Here is an 18,266-nt window from a genome sequence, read left to right as displayed (position 1 = left end):
TAAATGATTCTTAAATGATATTTGTTAAATTAAAAATTTAACAGATTATGACTGCAACACATCTTCACGCCATGATTATCCATTTCCCTATTGCGTTATTAATGGTAGGGTTTCTTTCAGAAATAATTGGGTTATTTACCAAGAAAGACTTTTTTAAAACGGCTGCATTTTATTTGCTTATTTTGGGCACTTTAGGGGTAGTTACTGCGTATCTAACTGGCAGTTATGCTGGTGAAGGTATTGAAGAAGGGCCATTATTAGAGCCAATGAATTTACATGAGCAAGCTGCTTTTTTCACACTTTGGGGTTCAATTATTATTGTACTATTTAAGAGTGCCGTTTTCTATTTTAAATCCCATAATCCTTGGGTAAAACTTATTGGTTTTCTATTGTATATGCTGCTAGTTATTACTGTTGCCAGAACAGGATATTTAGGAGGACAATTAGTATTCAGTCATGGAGCTGGTGTTGAACTAGCATTACCTGATTTTAATAATTAAACAAGCAAACGTGAATTTCTATCAGTATCTTTGATTAAAGGTTAATAATAATAAAAAAATGAGAATTTTAATTGTTGATGATGAAATATCTATAGCAAATTTTATTAGTGACGGACTAAAAGAAGAAGGGTTTGCTGTTGATGTAGCTACTAATGGGAAAAAAGGATTAGAACTAGCATTGGATAATCTTTATGCGTATGATGTCATCTTGCTAGATTGGATGTTACCTGGACTTAGCGGCATAGAAATTTGCAGACATATAAGAAAGGTTAACCAACAAATCCCAATAATTATTTTATCTGCAAAAGATACTGTTGATGATGCCGTTTTTGGCTTAGATACAGGCGCAAATGACTACATAAGAAAACCATTTTCTTTTGAAGAACTACTTGCGCGCATCCGTGTTCTTATGCGTAAGAATGAAGCAGAACCAATTATTTTTAGTGCTGGAGATATAGAAATGAATGTTGAAAAGCACATAGTTACTAAAAAAGGAATCCCCATTGAATTCACCCAAAAGGAATTTGCATTATTAGAGTTTTTTTTGCGTAACAAGGGTAAAGTTTGCCGACGAACAAATATTATTGAAAAGGTATGGGATATTCATTTTGATTATAACAATTCCATTATTGATGTATATATAAATGGATTGAGAAAAAAAATTGATGAACCAAACAAGCCATCTTTTATTGAAACAGTTCGAGGAATAGGATATAAAATTGAAGAGGATTAATATGGCTATGAAGTTTAAAAACCGAGTGTCACTTTTTAATACAATAGCCGCTGCTATTATTACAGTTTTGGTTTTTATTGTAATTTACTTTGTCGTTAACAAAACAGCCTATTCCCATTTAGACGATGATATTTTACTAGAAAAAGAGGAGGTTTTTAAATACATAAAAGGGTTTAAAGATGAAATAATTATTCATAAAATACCAGAATGGGACGAAGTTGAGCACAAGACAGTTGAGGTAAATCCTATATTTTTACAAATTGTTGATGCCCAAGGTACTGTTATTTTTCATTCTGAAAATTTATTAAATGATCAGTTTCTATTTAGTCCAAACAACCAACAAGAAGAATTTTATAATAGTGAACTTTCTGGTCAAAAAATACGATTAGGGCAATTTCCAATTAAAAATGAAAATGAAAAAATAATAGGACAACTCACCATAGCCGTTTCACAAAAAGAATTGTTTGTTATTTTAAATAACTTACTATTAGTTTTGCTAATTTCTTTTCCAATAATGCTTATTGTTCAATATGTTGCGTCTTCTTTTGCTGCATCAAAAGCTATTAGGCCAGTACATCAACTTATTAAAACAGCATCGGGTATAGGTGAGTCAAACATGAATACAAGATTAACGCTACCTACAAGAAAAGATGAATTGTATGAACTTGCAAACACCATTAATGAGTTGGTTATTCGCATTGAAAAAAGCATGAAGCAGCAAAAGCAATTTACAGGTGATGCTTCGCATGAAATTAGAACACCACTTGCAGCTATACGCGGTACTTTAGAAGTATTAATTAGAAAACAGCGTGATCCTGAATTCTATGAAGATAAAATCCGTGATATTATAAACCAAGTAGATAGAGTAGACAAGTTACTTGACCAACTTTTGCATTTGGCCAGAATTGAATCTGGAGTCATTTTCGCAAATAAAGAAAGCATACAACTTCTACCGCTAATAACACCATTAAATGAAAAATGGATTCATGTTGCCAATTTAAAGAATATAAAAATACACGTAGAAATACCAAATGAGGCTTTTGTTTTTGGTGACAAAATATTTTTAGAATTAATTCTTGATAACTTGGTAGCAAATGCCATTAAATATGGAAACTTTAGCGGTCATATTTTTATTATCTGGGATGCCACTTTAAAAATGCTTTCTGTAAAAGATGATGGTATTGGTATTTCTGATGAAGACTTACCTAATATTTTTGATAATTTTTATAGAACTGATGAATCCAGAAGCTCGACAATACAAGGTAATGGTCTAGGACTTTCCATAGTTAAAAAACTAGCTGAATTACAACGTATTAAAATTACTGTAAAAAGCCAATTAGGAAAAGGGAGCATTTTTACATTACAGTTTACAATCTAATTTTTATTAAGTGAATCTTAAGAATAGTCAAAGGATTTTTAAATAATGATCAAAGTACATTTGGCTTATAAACAAAATCATATAATTCTTAAAATAAACAAAATGAAAAAATTAGTAATTATGCTTACCACTGTTGTCATAACAGGAGCTTTATTCAATTCTTGTAAAAACGAATCCAATAAAGAAAATACGCTACAAAAACCTGTTGCACAAGTTGAAGAAATGTCTGTTGTAGACGCTACGACTTCAACTATTAATAATATGCAAGCTGCATTTAAAGGAGAAACTACTGCCAGTGCTAAATATGAAGCTTACAGTAAAAGAGCTGAAGAAGAAGGGCATCATGAAATTGCAATGCTATTTCATGCAGCGTCATTGGCAGAAAATATTCACGCAAACAACCATAAAGTTGTTTTAGAAGAAGCTGGACAAACAGTTCCTGAAATTTCACCTGAGTTTACGGTAAAATCAACTAAAGAAAACCTGGAAGATGCCGTTACAGGTGAAAGTTATGAGTCAAATACCATGTACCCAGGATTTATGGTAACTGCCAAAGCTGCCAAAAATGAAATGGCTGGGATAAGTTTAAATTATGCCTATAGAACAGAGTTAAAGCATCTTGAAATGTATAAAGAAGCTTTAGCTGCTTTAGGTGACAATAATGATACATCTTTGCCATCGGTTTATTACATATGCCCAACATGTGGAAATACATATCAAACAACAACACCAAAAAGATGCGGCATCTCTATGACAAGTGCTGAAAAATTAATAAAAATAACTTCACTTAATTAAGAAGTTAGATTTGTTGGTTGGTTGATGAAAGTCCAGATATTTAACTGGGCTTTCGTTTTAAAAAAACACAAACACCTCAATTTAAAACAATAATTATGGACGCAACACATATTCATTTACTATTAACACATTTTCCAATTGTTGGAACCATCTATGGAATTATAATTCTCATATATGGTCTTTACTCAAAAAATGAATCCATAATAAAAGTATCATTAGGCACTTTTGTTGCCATGGCACTTTTAACAATTCCCGTTTTTCTTACAGGAGAAGGAGCTGCTGAAACTGTAGAAAATATCTCTGGAGTTTTAGAGAATACCATTGAAGAGCATGAAGAACTTGCCGAAAAGGCCATTTGGCTAATGGGCCTTCTAGGTGTATTATCCTTAATTAACTTATATGTAATTTTCAAAAAAGCACCATTTTCTAAAACAATCACAGTGCTAACGTTATTGGTTTCTTTAGCAACATTTGGGTTGTTTGCACAAGTTGGAAATTTAGGAGGTCAAATTAGACATTCTGAAATTAGAAATACAAATGCAACAATTCAAGGAGAAAACAATAATGCCAGTGAAACTAGAGCTAATGATGGCGATGACGATTAAAATTTATTAGTATCATTTTTATTCTTAAACAATGAAACAATCTATTTTTATTAAGCATGCTTTGCCATTTATTCAATGGTATGCTTTAATGATTTTCATAACGATTGTAATTGATTATTTGCTTCACAAATTTCAATTGGTTTTAAATGGAAGTTATCTTGGTTTTGGAGGAACTTTCTTTATTATGGTGTCATTTTTATATTCATTAAGAAAACGGAAAATAATAAAGTCTGGATCACCAAAAAGATTGTTGATGTTTCACGAATATCTTGCTTGGATAGGATCAATAATGCTTCTTGTACATGCAGGTATTCATTTCAATTCCCTTATACCTTGGCTTGCAATTTTAATGTTATTAATAACTGTTGCTAGTGGATTGGTAGCTAAATTTTTATTAAAAAAATCAAATGAAAATTTAAAACAAAAAAGACAGTTTATGATTGCTGAAGGAATTGATAAAGAAGATGTTGATAGGAAACTTTTTCTTGATTCAATTACTGTGGATTGGATGAAGAAGTGGAGGCTATTCCATATGCCTATAACACTGCTTTTAGTGATTTTTTCTTTAATTCATATTATAACAATTATAATATTTATCGTATGAAAAAGGCAATCTTTTTTGTGGTAATAATTGGAGCCATCACGATTACCTATTTTTATCCGAAGACTATGATTAATCCTGGACAATTGGTTGATGCACATCAAAATTTAAGTAATAATTGTACTGCTTGTCACCAACCTTTTGGAGGGATTTCTAATGATAAATGTATTGCTTGCCATACATTATCAGAAATTGGAAAAGAAACGTCAACATTAATGCTAACGGATTCAATTAATAACGGAAAGAAGGTTTTATTTCATCAAAATTTAACAAATCAAAATTGTATTGCTTGCCATACAGATCATAAAGGAATATTGCCAACAATAGCATTAAGTAAGTTTGAACATTCATTACTAAGAAAAGGCGTTGTAAATAAATGCATCAGTTGCCATGAAACTCCAATAAATGATCTCCATAAACAACTTTCAACAGATTGTATAAAGTGTCATAATACCAATGAATGGAAATTTACTGCAAGATTTAATCATGATATGATTATTGCCGCAGATAAAAATAATTGTATTTCTTGTCACCAATCTCCTAAAGACTCATTTCATGACATGTCAGGAACAAACTGTAATGAGTGTCATAGTAATAATAAATGGTTGCCTTCAACATTTAATCATACTTCCTATTTTGCGTTTGACAAACATCATAGCACTAATTGTAGCACGTGTCATGTAAATAATGATTTTAAAACATATACCTGTTATGGTTGTCATGAACATTCAGAAGCAAATATAAGAGGAGAGCATGTGGAAGAAGGTATACAGAACTTTCAGGATTGTGTTACGTGTCATAAAAGTGGTAACGAACATGACATTATAAGGCCTAATGGAATTAATAATAAATTAAAAGATAGAAGAACTATTAATAGTAAGGATAATGGGGAACATGATGATGACGATGATTAACCTATAATTATTCAGTTAGTATCTTTAACAGAGTATACCTGCGCGTATTTACTCATTGTGCATATTAAAAACATGTAACAAATGTGTGGAAATCTTGTATCTTTACTTTCATGTATGCCTTAGTAGATTGTAACAATTTTTATGCGTCTTGCGAACGCGTTTTTAACCCCAATTTACGCAATCAGCCTATTGCTATTTTGAGCAATAATGATGGCTGTGTCATTTCACGAAGTGATGAAGCTAAAGCAATTGGTTTGCCAATGGGAGCGCCTATTTTTAAATGGGAAGCGTTCTGCAAAGAAAAAAATATTCAGGTATTGTCTTCAAATTACCCATTATATGGTGATATGAGTAGCCGTGTGATGAAGATTTTAGAACAATTTACGCCAGATACAGAAGTGTATAGTATAGACGAAGCATTTTTGCAGTTTAAAGGATTTGAAAATTATAATTTTGAAGATTATGGTAATCAAATAAGAACGCGTATTTTAAAATGGACAGCTATTCCAACATGTGTTGGAATAGCGCCCACAAAAGCATTAAGTAAAGTAGCAAATAAAATTGCCAGAAAGTTTCCAGAGAAAACAAAAGGTGTTTATGTGATAGATACTGAAGAGAAACGTCTTAAAGCTTTAAAATGGATAAAAATTGAAGATGTTTGGGGCATTGGCCGAAGATTGAGCAAACGTTTAAAACTTAAAAATTGTCATACAGCTTTTGATTTTATACAACTTTCAGACGAATGGATTTTAAGAAATTTTTCTATTACTGAATGGAAATTAAAAAAAGATTTAGAAGGCATTCCTACGTTGAAATTAGATGAAATAAAAAATAAACATGCCATTGCTACTACGCGCAGTTTTGAGTATACGTTTTCCGATTTAGATAATATTAAGGAACGTATTTCAACCTTTGCAACAAGTTGCGCCGAAAAGCTAAGAAAGCAACAATCTAGTTGCCACATGATCATTGTTTTACTGAGTAGTGATAGACATAAGAAGGACTTAGAACAACATAAGGCAAGTGCTATTGAAACCTTGCCATATGCAACAAGTTCGTCGTTAATTATAAGTAAATGTGCTGTTCAGGCCGTGACTTCTATTTTCAAACCAGGAATAAAATATAAGCGTGCGGGAGTTATTGTAACGGGTATCGTGCCAACAAACAATCATCAACTGGATTTGTTTCTGCATGAAAACCCAAAGCACCAACCATTAATGCAGGTTATAGACAACTTAAACAGAAAGTATAAAGATTATAAAATAAAACTGGGAAACCAAGATTTAAAGCGTACCTGGAAAATGCGTCAGGAACGATTATCGCCAAGATACACTACAGATATTAACGATATTATAAAAATAAAATGTTAGTAAGAGAAAATTTAAGTTTAACGTTTTTCACTCCCGATTTATCACAAAATTCTGGAGCAATTTATTTTGAAACTGGCATTTCAGCTGGATTCCCATCACCTGCAGACGATTTTAAACAAGAACGGCTATCATTAGACGGCATTCTTGTTAAAAATAAACTCGCTACATTTTATGCACGCGTTAGTGGACAATCAATGATTGGTGCTGGATTAGATGATAATGATTTGTTGGTTATTGACAGAAGTTTAGAACCGGCACACAATAAAATAGCCGTTTGTTTTCTTGATGGAGAATTTACAGTAAAAAGATTAAAGGTACAAGCTGATGGCGTATGGTTACAACCTGAAAATCCTAATTATAAGCCTATTAAAATTACTGAAGAAAATAATTTTGTTATTTGGGGAATTGTGACTAACGTGATTAAAAAGGTATAGTTTGAATGCCAAACATTATTTATAAATCAGCAGAAACTGAAGAAGAGCTCCATCAAATTTTAGAGCTTCAAAGAGTTAATATATTTTCTGTAATATCTAAAGAAGAAAAACTAAGCCAAGGATTTGTTACGGTAGAGCATACTTTTGAAATTTTAAAAGCTATGAACGATTTATGCCCACATACCATTGCAAAAGATGGGGAAAGATAGTGGGTTATGCTTTAAGTATGGTAGAGGATTTTAAAGATGAGATTGGAGTTTTAAAACCCATGTTTGACAAAATTGATGATAATTTGCATTCAGATATTTCATATATCGTTATGGGTCAAATCTGTGTTGATAAAGCCTTTAGGAAACAAGGGATTTTCAGAGGACTCTATACATTTATGAAACAACAAATGCAGGGTAAATTTGATATGATAGTTACCGAAGTAGATAAATTAAATACTAGATCTACAGAAGCGCACTTTGCGGTTGGATTCAAAGCGCTTGCTTCATATAAATCTGATAATCAAGATTGGATTATTATATATCTGGATTTAAATTGATTGCATAAAAAAACGCGAAGCATTTGCTTCGCGTTTTTTGTTATTTTGAATATAAAGTTAATCTGCTAATACAATAACTTTATTGTCTTTCATTTCAATAGTTCCAGAAGTTATCTTTAATAAAGTAGTATTTTTTTCACCTTTAGTAAATTTATCCTGAACCTCTTCATCTAAAGATATGTTTCCAGAAATTTTAACAAATCCTTCTTTTAATAAAGACACAATAGGCGCGTGATCTTTAAGCATTTCAAAGTCTCCATTAACACCTGGAACAGCAACAGAATCTACTTCTCCACTAAATAAAGTTGCTTCTGGTGATACAATTTCTAAATGCATAGTTTTTTAATTATTAATTGAATTAAGCGTCAGCTAACATTTTGTCTCCAGCTTCTATAGCTTCTTCAATAGTTCCTTTAAGGTTAAAAGCAGCTTCTGGTAGGTGATCTAATTCACCGTCCATAATCATGTTAAATCCTTTGATTGTTTCTTTAATGTCAACTAATACTCCAGGAATACCTGTAAACTGCTCAGCAACATGGAATGGTTGAGATAAGAAACGTTGTACACGTCTTGCTCTAGATACAGCTAATTTATCTTCTTCAGATAATTCTTCCATACCAAGAATCGCAATGATATCTTGAAGTTGCTTATATTTTTGTAACAACTCTTTTACACGTTGTGCACAATCATAATGTTCTTTTCCTAAAATATCAGCAGTTAAAATACGTGATGTAGAATCTAACGGATCAACCGCAGGATAAATACCTAACTCAGCAATTTTACGAGATAATACTGTTGTAGCATCCAAGTGGGCAAAAGTTGTAGCAGGCGCAGGATCTGTTAAGTCATCCGCAGGTACGTAAACCGCTTGTACAGATGTAATAGAACCTCTTTTAGTTGACGTAATACGCTCTTGCATAGCACCCATTTCTGTTGCTAATGTTGGTTGGTAACCTACTGCAGAAGGCATACGACCTAATAAAGCAGATACCTCTGAACCAGCTTGTGTAAAACGGAAGATATTGTCTACGAAGAAAAGTACGTCTTTTCCTTGCCCTTCACCAGCACCATCACGGAAATATTCAGCAATAGTTAAACCAGATAACGCCACACGAGCACGGGCTCCAGGAGGTTCGTTCATTTGTCCAAATACGAAAGTTGCTTTAGATTCTTTCATTCCAGCTTTATCTACTTTAGATAAATCCCATCCGCCTTCTTCCATAGAATGCATAAAGTCTTTACCATATTTAATAATACCAGACTCAAGCATCTCTCTTAAAAGGTCATTTCCTTCACGAGTTCTTTCACCTACACCAGCAAATACTGATAAACCACCGTGACCTTTAGCAATGTTGTTAATCAACTCTTGAATTAATACTGTTTTACCAACACCAGCACCACCAAATAAACCAATTTTACCACCTTTTGCATAAGGCTCAATAAGATCAATTACTTTAATACCAGTAAATAAAACTTCTGTAGAAGTTGATAAATCTTCAAATTTAGGTGCTTGACGGTGAATTGGTAACCCAGCGTTTCCAGCTTTAGGTAAATTACCAAGACCATCAATAGCATCTCCAATTACATTAAATAAACGACCATAAACATCTTCTCCAATCGGCATTTGTATTGGAGCTCCAGTTGCAGTAACTTCAGTTCCTCTACTTAAACCATCAGACGAATCCATTGCTATAGTACGAACAGTATCTTCACCAATGTGAGATTGTACTTCTAATACCAATAAAGAGCCATCAGGTCTTTTAATTTCTAACGAATCATAAATTTTTGGAAGTTCTGAACCTGCTCCGAATTCAACATCGATAACCGGACCTACGATTTGTGCAACTTTACCTGTAACTTTAGCCATTACTTATGTGTTTAATATTATGCGATTTAATTGATTGAAAACGCATTAGGTTTTCGCGTGCAAAGATAGATTTTTTAATTTAAAATAAAAGTGGTTTTTTTTCTTTTTTAGCCATAAAAAAACGCCTTTAATTTAAAGGCGTTTTTTAACTATATTTTTATTTAAATTATGGTAATAAAGGAGAATAATTAGTTGGATAATCCCCTGCATTGGCAAAATTTCCTGATGCTTCAAAATTAGAACCATAAGTAGCATCAATAGCTTTTAAAAACTCATTAGCCATTAAAGCATAACCTCTAGATGTAAGATGGACTCCATCTAAGCCTATAAGACCACCAGTAACTAATTTAGTGGTTAATATAAAATTTCCAGTTTGATATCCGCTTGTAGTGGCTTCTGTTAATATTCCATTTAAGTCAACTAAAGCTAAACCTTTAGAGCTGGCTACACTAGAAATAGTAGCATTATAAGTATCTGTAGCTGCTTTAATTTCATCTTGCTCACTTGGTAACAATACCCATTTGTCAGCTAAAGGATTGGTAACACCTTCAACTGAAAACTGTCCTGCTAAATTAGCTGGTAATCCTTGATTTAATAGGTAAGAATAAGTAGTTGTATTAACTGTACCAATTATAGAACTGCTAGATAAAACAAGTAAATCTTCTGTTGTTGCTTGTCTTGTTTGACCATAAAAACCACCTAGCAAATTAGCAACAAGTGGTGCTGCTTGAACAGGTAAACCAAAACTTTGTACAAATGCAGGAAATGTTGGACTTGCCACTAATACCCCCGCAATTTGAGCTGATATGTCTGTTAATGTTTCATCTTTTATAACTACGGCACTAGCTGCAGAAGTAGAAAAAACAATGGAACGTTCGGCGGCATTATTAATTGCACTTACTGATTGTAAATAAGCATAAACTTGATTTAATTGACCAAAAACACCATTTAAAGTAGGGATTAATGGTCCGAAACTTGGATTTGCTGGACTTAATGGAGCAAAGGGAACAGTTGTAAAATGTGGTAAATCTTTAACATAAGGAACATTAGTAACAACGCCTTTGGCTCCGCCAGAAGTTAAAGTATTAACAATGGTTTCAAAAGCAAAATCAAATGTAGCAGAAGGAGTTATTTGGTCTATAGTGATATCTCCTCCAGCAAGTGCATATCCTAATACATCATTTCCTCCAATTTCTGATAACGTAAAAAACGTTGGGTTTTTAGCCATAGCATCGCCAAGCATAGTTGCTGATGGGCTTGATGCCATTCGTACAAAGTAAGGATTAGCTGTTTTTGTTGCTAGGTTTGCAATATTACCATAACCGTCAAACAACAAGTGGTAACTTTTTGCTCCAGGGACTCCCATATTATTAAACGGACCTGTAGGATTATTAAGAACAATGTCGGTTCCTACAGTTACAGGACCTACCAATGATTCTAATGAGACTGGTCCTGCACCACCAAAAACCAATCTTGGATTAAATCCTGGTAATCTTGAACCTCCCGCAGCTAAACCCCCATAATTGTCGCTAGTAAGAGGTTGTGTGAATGTACCGCCTCCAACTAACGCAAATTTTTGAGATAAAATATTTGGAAATGAATTTTCTTGAGATGCTTTAAATAGCGCACCATCTGTATATCCAGCAGTAAAAGATGCTCCAACAGAAACATATTTAGAAAAATCTGCAGTCCCAGAAGTTAAAGCAGGTATTTCTGCTACAGGATCAATTTTATCAACATCTTCTATGGTGTTACAAGCTGTAAATCCTAAAAGAATTATTAACAGCCATATATATTTTGTATTCATAATTTTCTTTTTCATTTTATAAGTTATTTATTACCCAAGACACATAATACATAGATCCTATAAATCCTGTACCAAAAGCTGTAGTGTATTCTTTACCCGTAAGATTTGTGCCACCCACTTTAAAGATAGATTTCATACTAGGAACTACTAAGTTAATTTGAGCATCCAAAACATGATATTCTGGCACAACTCCATCACCAAATGTAGCTTCCCAGAAATAATCATCACTAAATCTGTACGACACATTAAAGCCAAAGTTTTTGAACAACTCAGTATTACCAAAAGATGCTTTAAACTTATGTTCTGGAGTATTAAAATTGGTTACAAAGCTTGGATATTTAGCTTGGTCAAAGTCAAGTTTTGCATAGGTATAACTTCCACTTAAATCAAAATTACCTAATATTTTTGTAGACAAACCAATAGAAGCGCCATAAGATTTAACATCAGCCTCAGCGTTTGTATAAGAACCATAGATTTGATAATCTCTATTTTTTATTGCTTCAAAAGATAAAGTACCGTCGCCAACCGTACCATATAATGGAGAAATAACGCGTCCTTGAGATATGAAATCTTTATACTTGTTATAATAAGCACTAAAATCTACAATTAAGTTGCTGTATTTACCTCTATAACCAACTTCGGCAGTACTAATCTGCTCAGGTTTTATTAAACCAGGATTAGCAACTTGTAAAAGAGCAGCATTTCCTGTTGCAGCAGCTGCAAGTGCTGAAGTTGCAGTATATGAATTAGTATAACCAGCACCACCAGTCTGTGTAATAGTTGCTGGCTGGCCTAATAACTGACCTGATGCACTAACATTATAAGATCTGGAAAAGCGGTCTAAATTGTCAGATGCCGAACCTACCAAGACATAGGCGCCAGTATCTAAGCCGATGAATAAATCTTGAGTAGTTGGATTTCTAAATCCAGTTTGTACAGAAGCTCTGAAATTATGATTTTTGTTTACTGTTAAACCAGCTGATATTCTAGGAGAAAAGAAACCGTCAAAGTATTCTGATTTATCATAACGGATAGAGCCTGTAAGTTTTAAGTCTAAGGCATCACTTAGTTCTAGATTTTTCTGAATTTGAGTATATATCCCATATTCTGAATAATTAATAGGACCATCACTATCAGTATAAATAGTGCCAGAAGAGTTTAAACTGTATTTTCTATAGGAACCACCAATTTGAATTTCTGCAAAATCTGTTAAGTGGCTAAAGTTATAATTTCCATCTGCATGATAGTATTTTGAAGCATCTTGAAATTTAGAACCAGTGATTAAATTTGGGTCATTTATACTTTTATTATAGGCTGCAATAAATCCTGGACTGCCAGGCTCAAAACGACCTGTTTCGGCTGCTGCTCTAGCTGCAGCATGAGCTTGCTCTTCTGTAGCTCCTGCAAAAGTAGCGCCAACATAGGTGTTAATATAATCTCCAAACCATTGCGTATCACTTTTCCAAGCTCGGTTAATTTGAATAGCTGTAGCTTCCATATCGTAAGATTTTCCAGCTTTATCACCAACAACATAACCTCTTAAAAAGAAGTTTTTATTTTTTATCTCCAGTTTATGTTGTTCTTGAAAAAATCCATCAATATGATATCTGTTGGTTCCTTGGTAAATTGTGGAACCTGTACCCACCTTACCAACGTAAGATATTTCAAAGTCATTTTCAAAAGGTCTGTAGTATAATCCCCAATCTGCTTTAACGCTTTCTGCGTTAAAATCTGTTAAATCACTTTCGTTATAGCCAGTTCTACTTACATTTACATTAGGCACGACGCCCAATCCACCTGCAGCAGCTCTAATATTGGTAAAAACAATATCTCCATAAACGTTAACACCGTTATAATTAACGTTGGTTGCTCTAGTTCCGCCGGGCATATTTTTATCTACTTCACTATTAGCAGCCCAGTCTGTACCTTTTAAATAACCAAAGTTCACTTTAGCAGCAAATTTATTTGTAAACTTGTGCGCTGCACTAAAACTAACATCGGTATAAGCATTGTCTCCAGCGGCTTCTTGAGAAGTAATCCCACGTTTAATTGAAGCACGAATTCCTGGGTAATCAAAAGGGTTTTTACTTTGCATAAATAAAATACCGTTAAATGCATTCGCACCGTATAATGCCGAAGAGGCTCCTGGCAAAAGTTCAACACTTAAAACATCTGTTTCAACCATTCCTACTAAATTTCCTATTGGAAAATTTAAGGCTGGAGTTGAGTTGTCCATTCCATCAACCAACTGCATAAAACGGTTGTTTGCAAAGGTTGCAAAACCTCTAGTATTAACAGATTTAAAAGTTAAACTGTTTGTGTTTACATCTACACCTTTAAGATTTTCAAGACTATCATAAAAATCAACTGATGCAGTACTTTTAATTTCTTTCAGACCCAAACGTTCAACTGTAACAGGCGATTCAAAAATGCGTTCGGGTGTTCTTGATGCAGAAATAACAACTTCGTCTAAAGAAGTACCTTCTTTAAGTACAAAATTAATTACTTGAATGTTTTTAGTGATTTGCTCTGTTACTGTTTCAAATCCTACACTACTTGCTTGTAATGCAAAAGGAGGATTCGAATTTACTTTAATGGTGAAACCACCATCAAAATCAGTAATAGTTCCTGTTGAAGTACCAATGACTAAAATATTAGCTCCTGGTATTGGTTGACCGCTGTCATCAACAACAGTTCCGGAAATGGTTGTTTGAGCGTAGGAAATACTACAAAGAAACAACATTAAAAATGGGAGAATTGTTTTCATTTACAAGAATTAGTTTAGTTTTTAGAATGACAATATAGAAAAAATTATATGTTAGTTTTACACATACGTCAAAAAATTATGCATGCATAGTATATTTTGTGAAAAAAATCACAAAATATTTACTTTATAAGTAAAAATAAGTAGATTTATTGAGAATTTCGCACAATTATATATAAATATAAAAATAAGAGGACAAAATAGTATTCTATTAGTTACTCAACCGTCACAGATTTTGCTAAATTTCTTGGTTGGTCTACGTTTTTTCCTAACAAAACAGCTATATGATAGGACAATAATTGTAAAGGGATAGTAGTTAAAAGAGGAGATAGGGCTTCCAAAGTTTCAGGAACTTCTATAACATGATCGGCTAATTCTCTAACATCAACATCTCCTTCAGTTACTATTCCAATGATTTTACCCTTTCGGGATTTTATTTCTTGAATGTTACTAACAACTTTTTCATAATGGCCTTTTTTAGTTGCAATAACAACTATTGGCATGTTTTCATCTATTAAAGCAATAGGACCATGTTTCATTTCTGCAGCAGGATAACCTTCTGCATGGATATAAGATATTTCTTTAAGTTTTAAAGCACCTTCTAGCGCAACAGGGAAATTATAACCTCTTCCTAAGTATAAACAATTACGTGAGTTTTTATAGATATCAGCAATCATTTTAATATGTTCGTCAGATTCTAAAGCTTTTTCTACTTTTTTAGGAATCATTTCCAGTTCAAGTAAATGATGACGGAAATCTGAACTTGAAATTGTGCCTTTTGCTCTAGCTAAACGTAAAGCAATAAGTGTTAAAACAGTAATTTGTGTAGTAAAGGCTTTAGTTGAAGCAACACCAATTTCTGGACCAGCGTGTGTGTAAGCTCCCGCATGAGTTTCTCTTGCTATTGAAGATCCTACAACATTACAAACACCAAAAACAAAAGCCCCTTTAGATTTAGCTAATTTAATAGCTGCAAGAGTATCTGCAGTTTCTCCAGATTGTGAGATGGCAATAATAACATCTTTTTCTGTAATTATAGGATTTCGATACCTAAATTCAGAAGCGTATTCGACCTCAACGGGTATTCTGGCTAAATCTTCAAAGATATATTCAGCTACCAATCCTGCATGCCATGAAGTTCCACAAGCCACAATAATGATACGATCCGCAGCAAGAAACTTTTTCATATTGTCTTCAACACTAGACATTTTTATGATAGCTTCTTCCCTATTAAGTCTTCCTCTATAAGTATCTGAAATTGCTTTAGGTTGCTCGTATATTTCTTTTAACATAAAATGATCAAAACCACCTTTTTCAATTTGATCCAAATTCATTTTTAATGCTTGAACATAAGGGTCAACCGTTGAATCATCTTTTATTTTTCTAACTTTAATATCTTTATTTAACCTAATGATAGCCATTTCTTCATCTTCTAAATAAATAGCGTTTTTTGTATATTCTATAAAAGGCGATGCATCACTGGCTATGAAATATTCATTTTTACCGACTCCAATAGCTAAAGGACTTCCTAAACGTGCTATAACAATTTCATCTGGGTGGGTTTTATCAAAAACGGCAATAGCATAGGCTCCAATAATCTGATTTAGAGCTATTTGTACTGCTTTTCCCAATTTTACGTTTTCTTTATTTTTCACATCTTCTATCAGGTTTACTAGAACTTCAGTATCTGTATCTGATTTAAAAGTATATCCTCTAGAAGATAGTTCTTTTTTTAGAGTGTCATAATTTTCAATAATTCCATTATGGATAATTACTAAATTTCCAGAATTAGAGTAATGAGGATGCGAGTTAACATCGTTTGGTACTCCATGAGTTGCCCATCTGGTATGACCAATCCCTAAGTGACCTGTATTTGAAATTTCTTTTTGTGACTTATTTTCAAGATCAATAACTTTCCCTTTGGTTTTACAAACTTTGAGGTCATTACCATCAAATAAAGCAATACCTGCACTGTCATAACCACGATATTCAAGTCTTTTAAGGCCTTCAATAATAATGGGATAAGCTTCTCTAGGGCCAATATATCCTACGATTCCGCACATAAGTTATTAATTTTGATTTGGTTAAAATAGTTCGACAAATATGTGAAATAAATATCAATTAATAATTTATTATTATATAAACTCAATGATTTTTACGATGAAATTCACTTAAAAGAAATGGAAACCAAGTGAGTAATCATATAAAAAGGCCTACATAATTTTTTTAATTTTCTGTGTTCTCTTTAGTAAAATAAATTTCTAATGACATTCTTTTACTTTCGGGGACGTTTTCATTATTGCCATACAATACAGTTCCTCTAGGAGTAATAATAGCTGCAGATGGCACTTGAGTAACAGCATCACCACTATTTAAAATTGGTGAATTGGAAACATAATTTACATTAGTAGACAATACCAAACCTATTTTTGTATTTGTAGAATCTTTAAGTAAAATACTATTAAGATATTCTGTTATACGAATTTTATATTTAGCGTTTTCTCCGTTATTATCTGTAATTCGTTGTCCTAAATGAACATATCTTGAATTATAGGGATCGGTTGAATTACTCGTAGGATCAAAACTGTAGTCTATCAATGGGGTGTTGTTTTTTAAGTCGTAGGCATAAATTCTGTCATACTTGTGGTAGTCTTTTGGGTCTGGATATTTATCAGATGGCTCAGTAGGTAAGGCAATGTTTTCATCTTCATAAATAACTAATTGTGCTTCGTTAATTAGTTTTTTAAGAACATAACTTCCGTTTTTTATTATGTACTCTCCATTTTTGTCAACTGCTCGATACGCTTTTTTGAAGCAATTTAAAGCGGTTTCTGTTGTTCCATCACAATCTACCATTCCACTTAGAATGTCAACCACCGCCATGGAGCCTTCAGTTCCTTTTAAGTATAGTTTTTCGTCGCCATTTGTAGAGTCGCCGTTTTCTAAAGACACTAAATTGTAATTATTTATAAATGTATTTAATCTATTTCCTGTGAAATTAAGTACATAGCTGTCAGTTAGCCTGTCTGCTCCTTCAACAGATGAGTCATATGAATAATATATGGTTATGTTAGATCCTGTTCCACCAAAATCTAATAAAATCATGCTGCCATCATTATTTTTTGCTTCAGCTTTAAAGTATAAACCTCTAAAATAATTGTAAAAATTATTTGCATTGCTTAATACAGCATCGTCTTGTTTATCAATAATTAATGCTTTCCAAAAGGCCGGATTTAAAGTGTCTCTTAAGGCAGGAGTTTTTCTTTCAAATGCTTCAGTGCCATCGGTAGCTATTGTTTTTAAAATAATAGCATTACTACTAAAAACTAGACTATCGTTTTCATAAACAAGAGGCCCTTTTTGAGTGTCAAAATTTATGGCACCACCTTCTGTAATAGCAAAATTATCGGTAGCATTAATTGTTCCACTTGCGTTGGAATAATAATTCTGAGTAACGTTTAAATCTTCATTAGGGTTGAAATCCCTTAAGAAGTAATTATTTTGATATATAGATAATTTAATTGGAGCACTTCCGTATAATGAGTCTTGAATTGTATAAACAGGGTTGTTATTATCGGTACCCGTAATTCTGTTAAAATAAGGAATGGTCAAAACAACCGAATCTATAATAGGGTTGGTGCCAAATTTTGGGCTATATTCAGATGGAGTTAATTGCGTAATTATACTTGCTGTAGTTTGACCATAAGCGGGGTCATTAAAAACACCTAAAAGGGAAGAGTTTAAATTATTAATTTTTAGAGAATCAAGTTTTTTATTATAGGAAATAATAGGAATTTGATTGTTATCTGTAGTGAAACTTTTTAAACCAATTACATCACTTTCAATAGAGTTGTAATCTTTGTCGCAAGCAATAATAGCTACTATAGCGAATAGTAAAAAACCAATAAATTTAAGGGTCTTAAATGTTTTTTTCATATATTTTTTTTGGAA

Annotated in this window: 17 protein-coding genes; 11 read left to right on the top strand and 6 right to left on the bottom strand. The window is 32.8% G+C overall.

What is annotated here, in order from left to right; all coding sequences use genetic code 11:
• Positions 1 to 47 precede the first annotated feature (47 nt).
• From V8G69_RS01375 to V8G69_RS01325, 11 genes are all read left to right on the top strand, one after another.
• A complete protein-coding gene (locus tag V8G69_RS01375; RefSeq protein ID WP_394879906.1) occupies positions 48 to 500 on the top strand; it encodes a DUF2231 domain-containing protein in 453 nt (150 codons plus the stop codon).
• A gap of 58 nt (positions 501 to 558) precedes the next feature.
• A complete protein-coding gene (locus tag V8G69_RS01370) occupies positions 559 to 1,233 on the top strand; it encodes a response regulator transcription factor (RefSeq protein WP_394879905.1) in 675 nt (224 codons plus the stop codon).
• 7 nt (positions 1,234 to 1,240) lie between these two features.
• Positions 1,241 to 2,611 carry a sensor histidine kinase gene (locus tag V8G69_RS01365; protein ID WP_394879904.1) on the top strand — a complete coding sequence of 457 codons (1,371 nt, stop codon included), beginning with the start codon at positions 1,241 to 1,243 and terminating at the stop codon, positions 2,609 to 2,611.
• Positions 2,612 to 2,713: 102 nt separating this feature from the next.
• Positions 2,714 to 3,406 (top strand): rubrerythrin family protein, encoded by a 693-nt coding sequence (locus tag V8G69_RS01360; protein ID WP_394879902.1) that lies wholly within the window; start codon positions 2,714 to 2,716, stop codon positions 3,404 to 3,406.
• 95 nt (positions 3,407 to 3,501) lie between these two features.
• The gene (locus tag V8G69_RS01355; protein WP_394879901.1) at positions 3,502 to 4,011 is read left to right on the top strand and encodes a hypothetical protein; all 510 of its coding nucleotides are present in this window, start codon (positions 3,502 to 3,504) and stop codon (positions 4,009 to 4,011) included.
• Between the two features lie 31 nt (positions 4,012 to 4,042).
• On the top strand, positions 4,043 to 4,615 hold the full coding sequence (locus V8G69_RS01350) for a hypothetical protein (protein ID WP_394879900.1): 573 nt from the start codon (positions 4,043 to 4,045) through the stop codon (positions 4,613 to 4,615).
• Entirely contained in the window at positions 4,612 to 5,526 is a 915-nt protein-coding gene (locus V8G69_RS01345) for a cytochrome c3 family protein (RefSeq protein WP_394879899.1), read from the top strand. Before V8G69_RS01350 ends, V8G69_RS01345 begins: the two co-directional genes overlap by 4 nt.
• A gap of 110 nt (positions 5,527 to 5,636) precedes the next feature.
• On the top strand, positions 5,637 to 6,896 hold the full coding sequence (locus V8G69_RS01340; RefSeq protein WP_394879898.1) for a Y-family DNA polymerase: 1,260 nt from the start codon (positions 5,637 to 5,639) through the stop codon (positions 6,894 to 6,896).
• Entirely contained in the window at positions 6,890 to 7,330 is a 441-nt protein-coding gene (locus tag V8G69_RS01335; protein WP_394879897.1) for a LexA family protein, read from the top strand. The genes V8G69_RS01340 and V8G69_RS01335 overlap by 7 nt, the downstream gene beginning before the upstream one ends.
• Positions 7,331 to 7,335: 5 nt before the next feature.
• Positions 7,336 to 7,539, top strand: a complete 204-nt coding sequence (locus V8G69_RS01330) for a hypothetical protein (RefSeq protein WP_394879896.1) — start codon at positions 7,336 to 7,338, stop codon at positions 7,537 to 7,539.
• Positions 7,503 to 7,877 carry a GNAT family N-acetyltransferase gene (locus tag V8G69_RS01325; protein ID WP_394879894.1) on the top strand — a complete coding sequence of 125 codons (375 nt, stop codon included), beginning with the start codon at positions 7,503 to 7,505 and terminating at the stop codon, positions 7,875 to 7,877. Before V8G69_RS01330 ends, V8G69_RS01325 begins: the two co-directional genes overlap by 37 nt.
• 57 nt (positions 7,878 to 7,934) lie before the next feature.
• On the opposite strand, the gene V8G69_RS01320 is transcribed toward V8G69_RS01325, so the two are convergent.
• The 6 genes from V8G69_RS01320 to V8G69_RS01295 all read right to left on the bottom strand — a co-directional run bounded on the left by V8G69_RS01320 (position 7,935) and on the right by V8G69_RS01295 (position 18,251).
• On the bottom strand, positions 7,935 to 8,213 hold the full coding sequence (locus V8G69_RS01320) for a F0F1 ATP synthase subunit epsilon (RefSeq protein ID WP_394879892.1): 279 nt from the start codon (positions 8,211 to 8,213) through the stop codon (positions 7,935 to 7,937).
• 22 nt (positions 8,214 to 8,235) lie between these two features.
• A complete protein-coding gene (atpD, locus tag V8G69_RS01315; RefSeq protein ID WP_394879890.1) occupies positions 8,236 to 9,744 on the bottom strand; it encodes a F0F1 ATP synthase subunit beta in 1,509 nt (502 codons plus the stop codon).
• Between the two features lie 166 nt (positions 9,745 to 9,910).
• Positions 9,911 to 11,566: a G-D-S-L family lipolytic protein gene (locus V8G69_RS01310; RefSeq protein ID WP_394879889.1), complete on the bottom strand. Its 1,656-nt coding sequence runs from the start codon at positions 11,564 to 11,566 to the stop codon at positions 9,911 to 9,913.
• A gap of 1 nt (position 11,567) precedes the next feature.
• Complete coding sequence (locus tag V8G69_RS01305; RefSeq protein WP_394879888.1) at positions 11,568 to 14,318, bottom strand: TonB-dependent receptor; 2,751 nt, start codon at positions 14,316 to 14,318, stop codon at positions 11,568 to 11,570.
• A gap of 212 nt (positions 14,319 to 14,530) precedes the next feature.
• Complete coding sequence (gene glmS, locus V8G69_RS01300; protein WP_394879887.1) at positions 14,531 to 16,378, bottom strand: glutamine--fructose-6-phosphate transaminase (isomerizing); 1,848 nt, start codon at positions 16,376 to 16,378, stop codon at positions 14,531 to 14,533.
• Between the two features lie 163 nt (positions 16,379 to 16,541).
• Positions 16,542 to 18,251, bottom strand: coding sequence for a DUF4270 domain-containing protein (locus tag V8G69_RS01295; protein ID WP_394879885.1), 1,710 nt, complete (start codon positions 18,249 to 18,251; stop codon positions 16,542 to 16,544).
• Positions 18,252 to 18,266: the final 15 nt, after the last annotated feature.

The sequence above is a fragment of the Gaetbulibacter sp. M235 genome (assembly GCF_043876835.1).
Classification (GTDB): domain Bacteria; phylum Bacteroidota; class Bacteroidia; order Flavobacteriales; family Flavobacteriaceae; genus Yeosuana.
The sequence above is the reverse complement of the archived record's forward strand: the minus strand, read 5'-3'. Positions and strand labels throughout refer to the sequence as shown.

Bases quoted from the DNA above. Each gene is read 5' to 3' on its own strand.
- V8G69_RS01375 (WP_394879906.1), top strand. From the start codon at position 48: ATGACTGCAACACATCTTCACGCCATGATTATCCATTTCCCTATTGCG.
- V8G69_RS01370 (WP_394879905.1), top strand. From the start codon at position 559: ATGAGAATTTTAATTGTTGATGATGAAATATCTATAGCAAATTTTATT.
- V8G69_RS01365 (WP_394879904.1), top strand. From the start codon at position 1,241: ATGAAGTTTAAAAACCGAGTGTCACTTTTTAATACAATAGCCGCTGCT.
- V8G69_RS01360 (WP_394879902.1), top strand. From the start codon at position 2,714: ATGAAAAAATTAGTAATTATGCTTACCACTGTTGTCATAACAGGAGCT.
- V8G69_RS01355 (WP_394879901.1), top strand. From the start codon at position 3,502: ATGGACGCAACACATATTCATTTACTATTAACACATTTTCCAATTGTT.
- V8G69_RS01350 (WP_394879900.1), top strand. From the start codon at position 4,043: ATGAAACAATCTATTTTTATTAAGCATGCTTTGCCATTTATTCAATGG.
- V8G69_RS01345 (WP_394879899.1), top strand. From the start codon at position 4,612: ATGAAAAAGGCAATCTTTTTTGTGGTAATAATTGGAGCCATCACGATT.
- V8G69_RS01340 (WP_394879898.1), top strand. From the start codon at position 5,637: ATGTATGCCTTAGTAGATTGTAACAATTTTTATGCGTCTTGCGAACGC.
- V8G69_RS01335 (WP_394879897.1), top strand. From the start codon at position 6,890: ATGTTAGTAAGAGAAAATTTAAGTTTAACGTTTTTCACTCCCGATTTA.
- V8G69_RS01330 (WP_394879896.1), top strand. From the start codon at position 7,336: ATGCCAAACATTATTTATAAATCAGCAGAAACTGAAGAAGAGCTCCAT.
- V8G69_RS01325 (WP_394879894.1), top strand. From the start codon at position 7,503: ATGCCCACATACCATTGCAAAAGATGGGGAAAGATAGTGGGTTATGCT.
- V8G69_RS01320 (WP_394879892.1), bottom strand. From the start codon at position 8,213: ATGCATTTAGAAATTGTATCACCAGAAGCAACTTTATTTAGTGGAGAA.
- atpD (WP_394879890.1), bottom strand. From the start codon at position 9,744: ATGGCTAAAGTTACAGGTAAAGTTGCACAAATCGTAGGTCCGGTTATC.
- V8G69_RS01310 (WP_394879889.1), bottom strand. From the start codon at position 11,566: ATGAAAAAGAAAATTATGAATACAAAATATATATGGCTGTTAATAATT.
- V8G69_RS01305 (WP_394879888.1), bottom strand. From the start codon at position 14,318: ATGAAAACAATTCTCCCATTTTTAATGTTGTTTCTTTGTAGTATTTCC.
- glmS (WP_394879887.1), bottom strand. From the start codon at position 16,378: ATGTGCGGAATCGTAGGATATATTGGCCCTAGAGAAGCTTATCCCATT.
- V8G69_RS01295 (WP_394879885.1), bottom strand. From the start codon at position 18,251: ATGAAAAAAACATTTAAGACCCTTAAATTTATTGGTTTTTTACTATTC.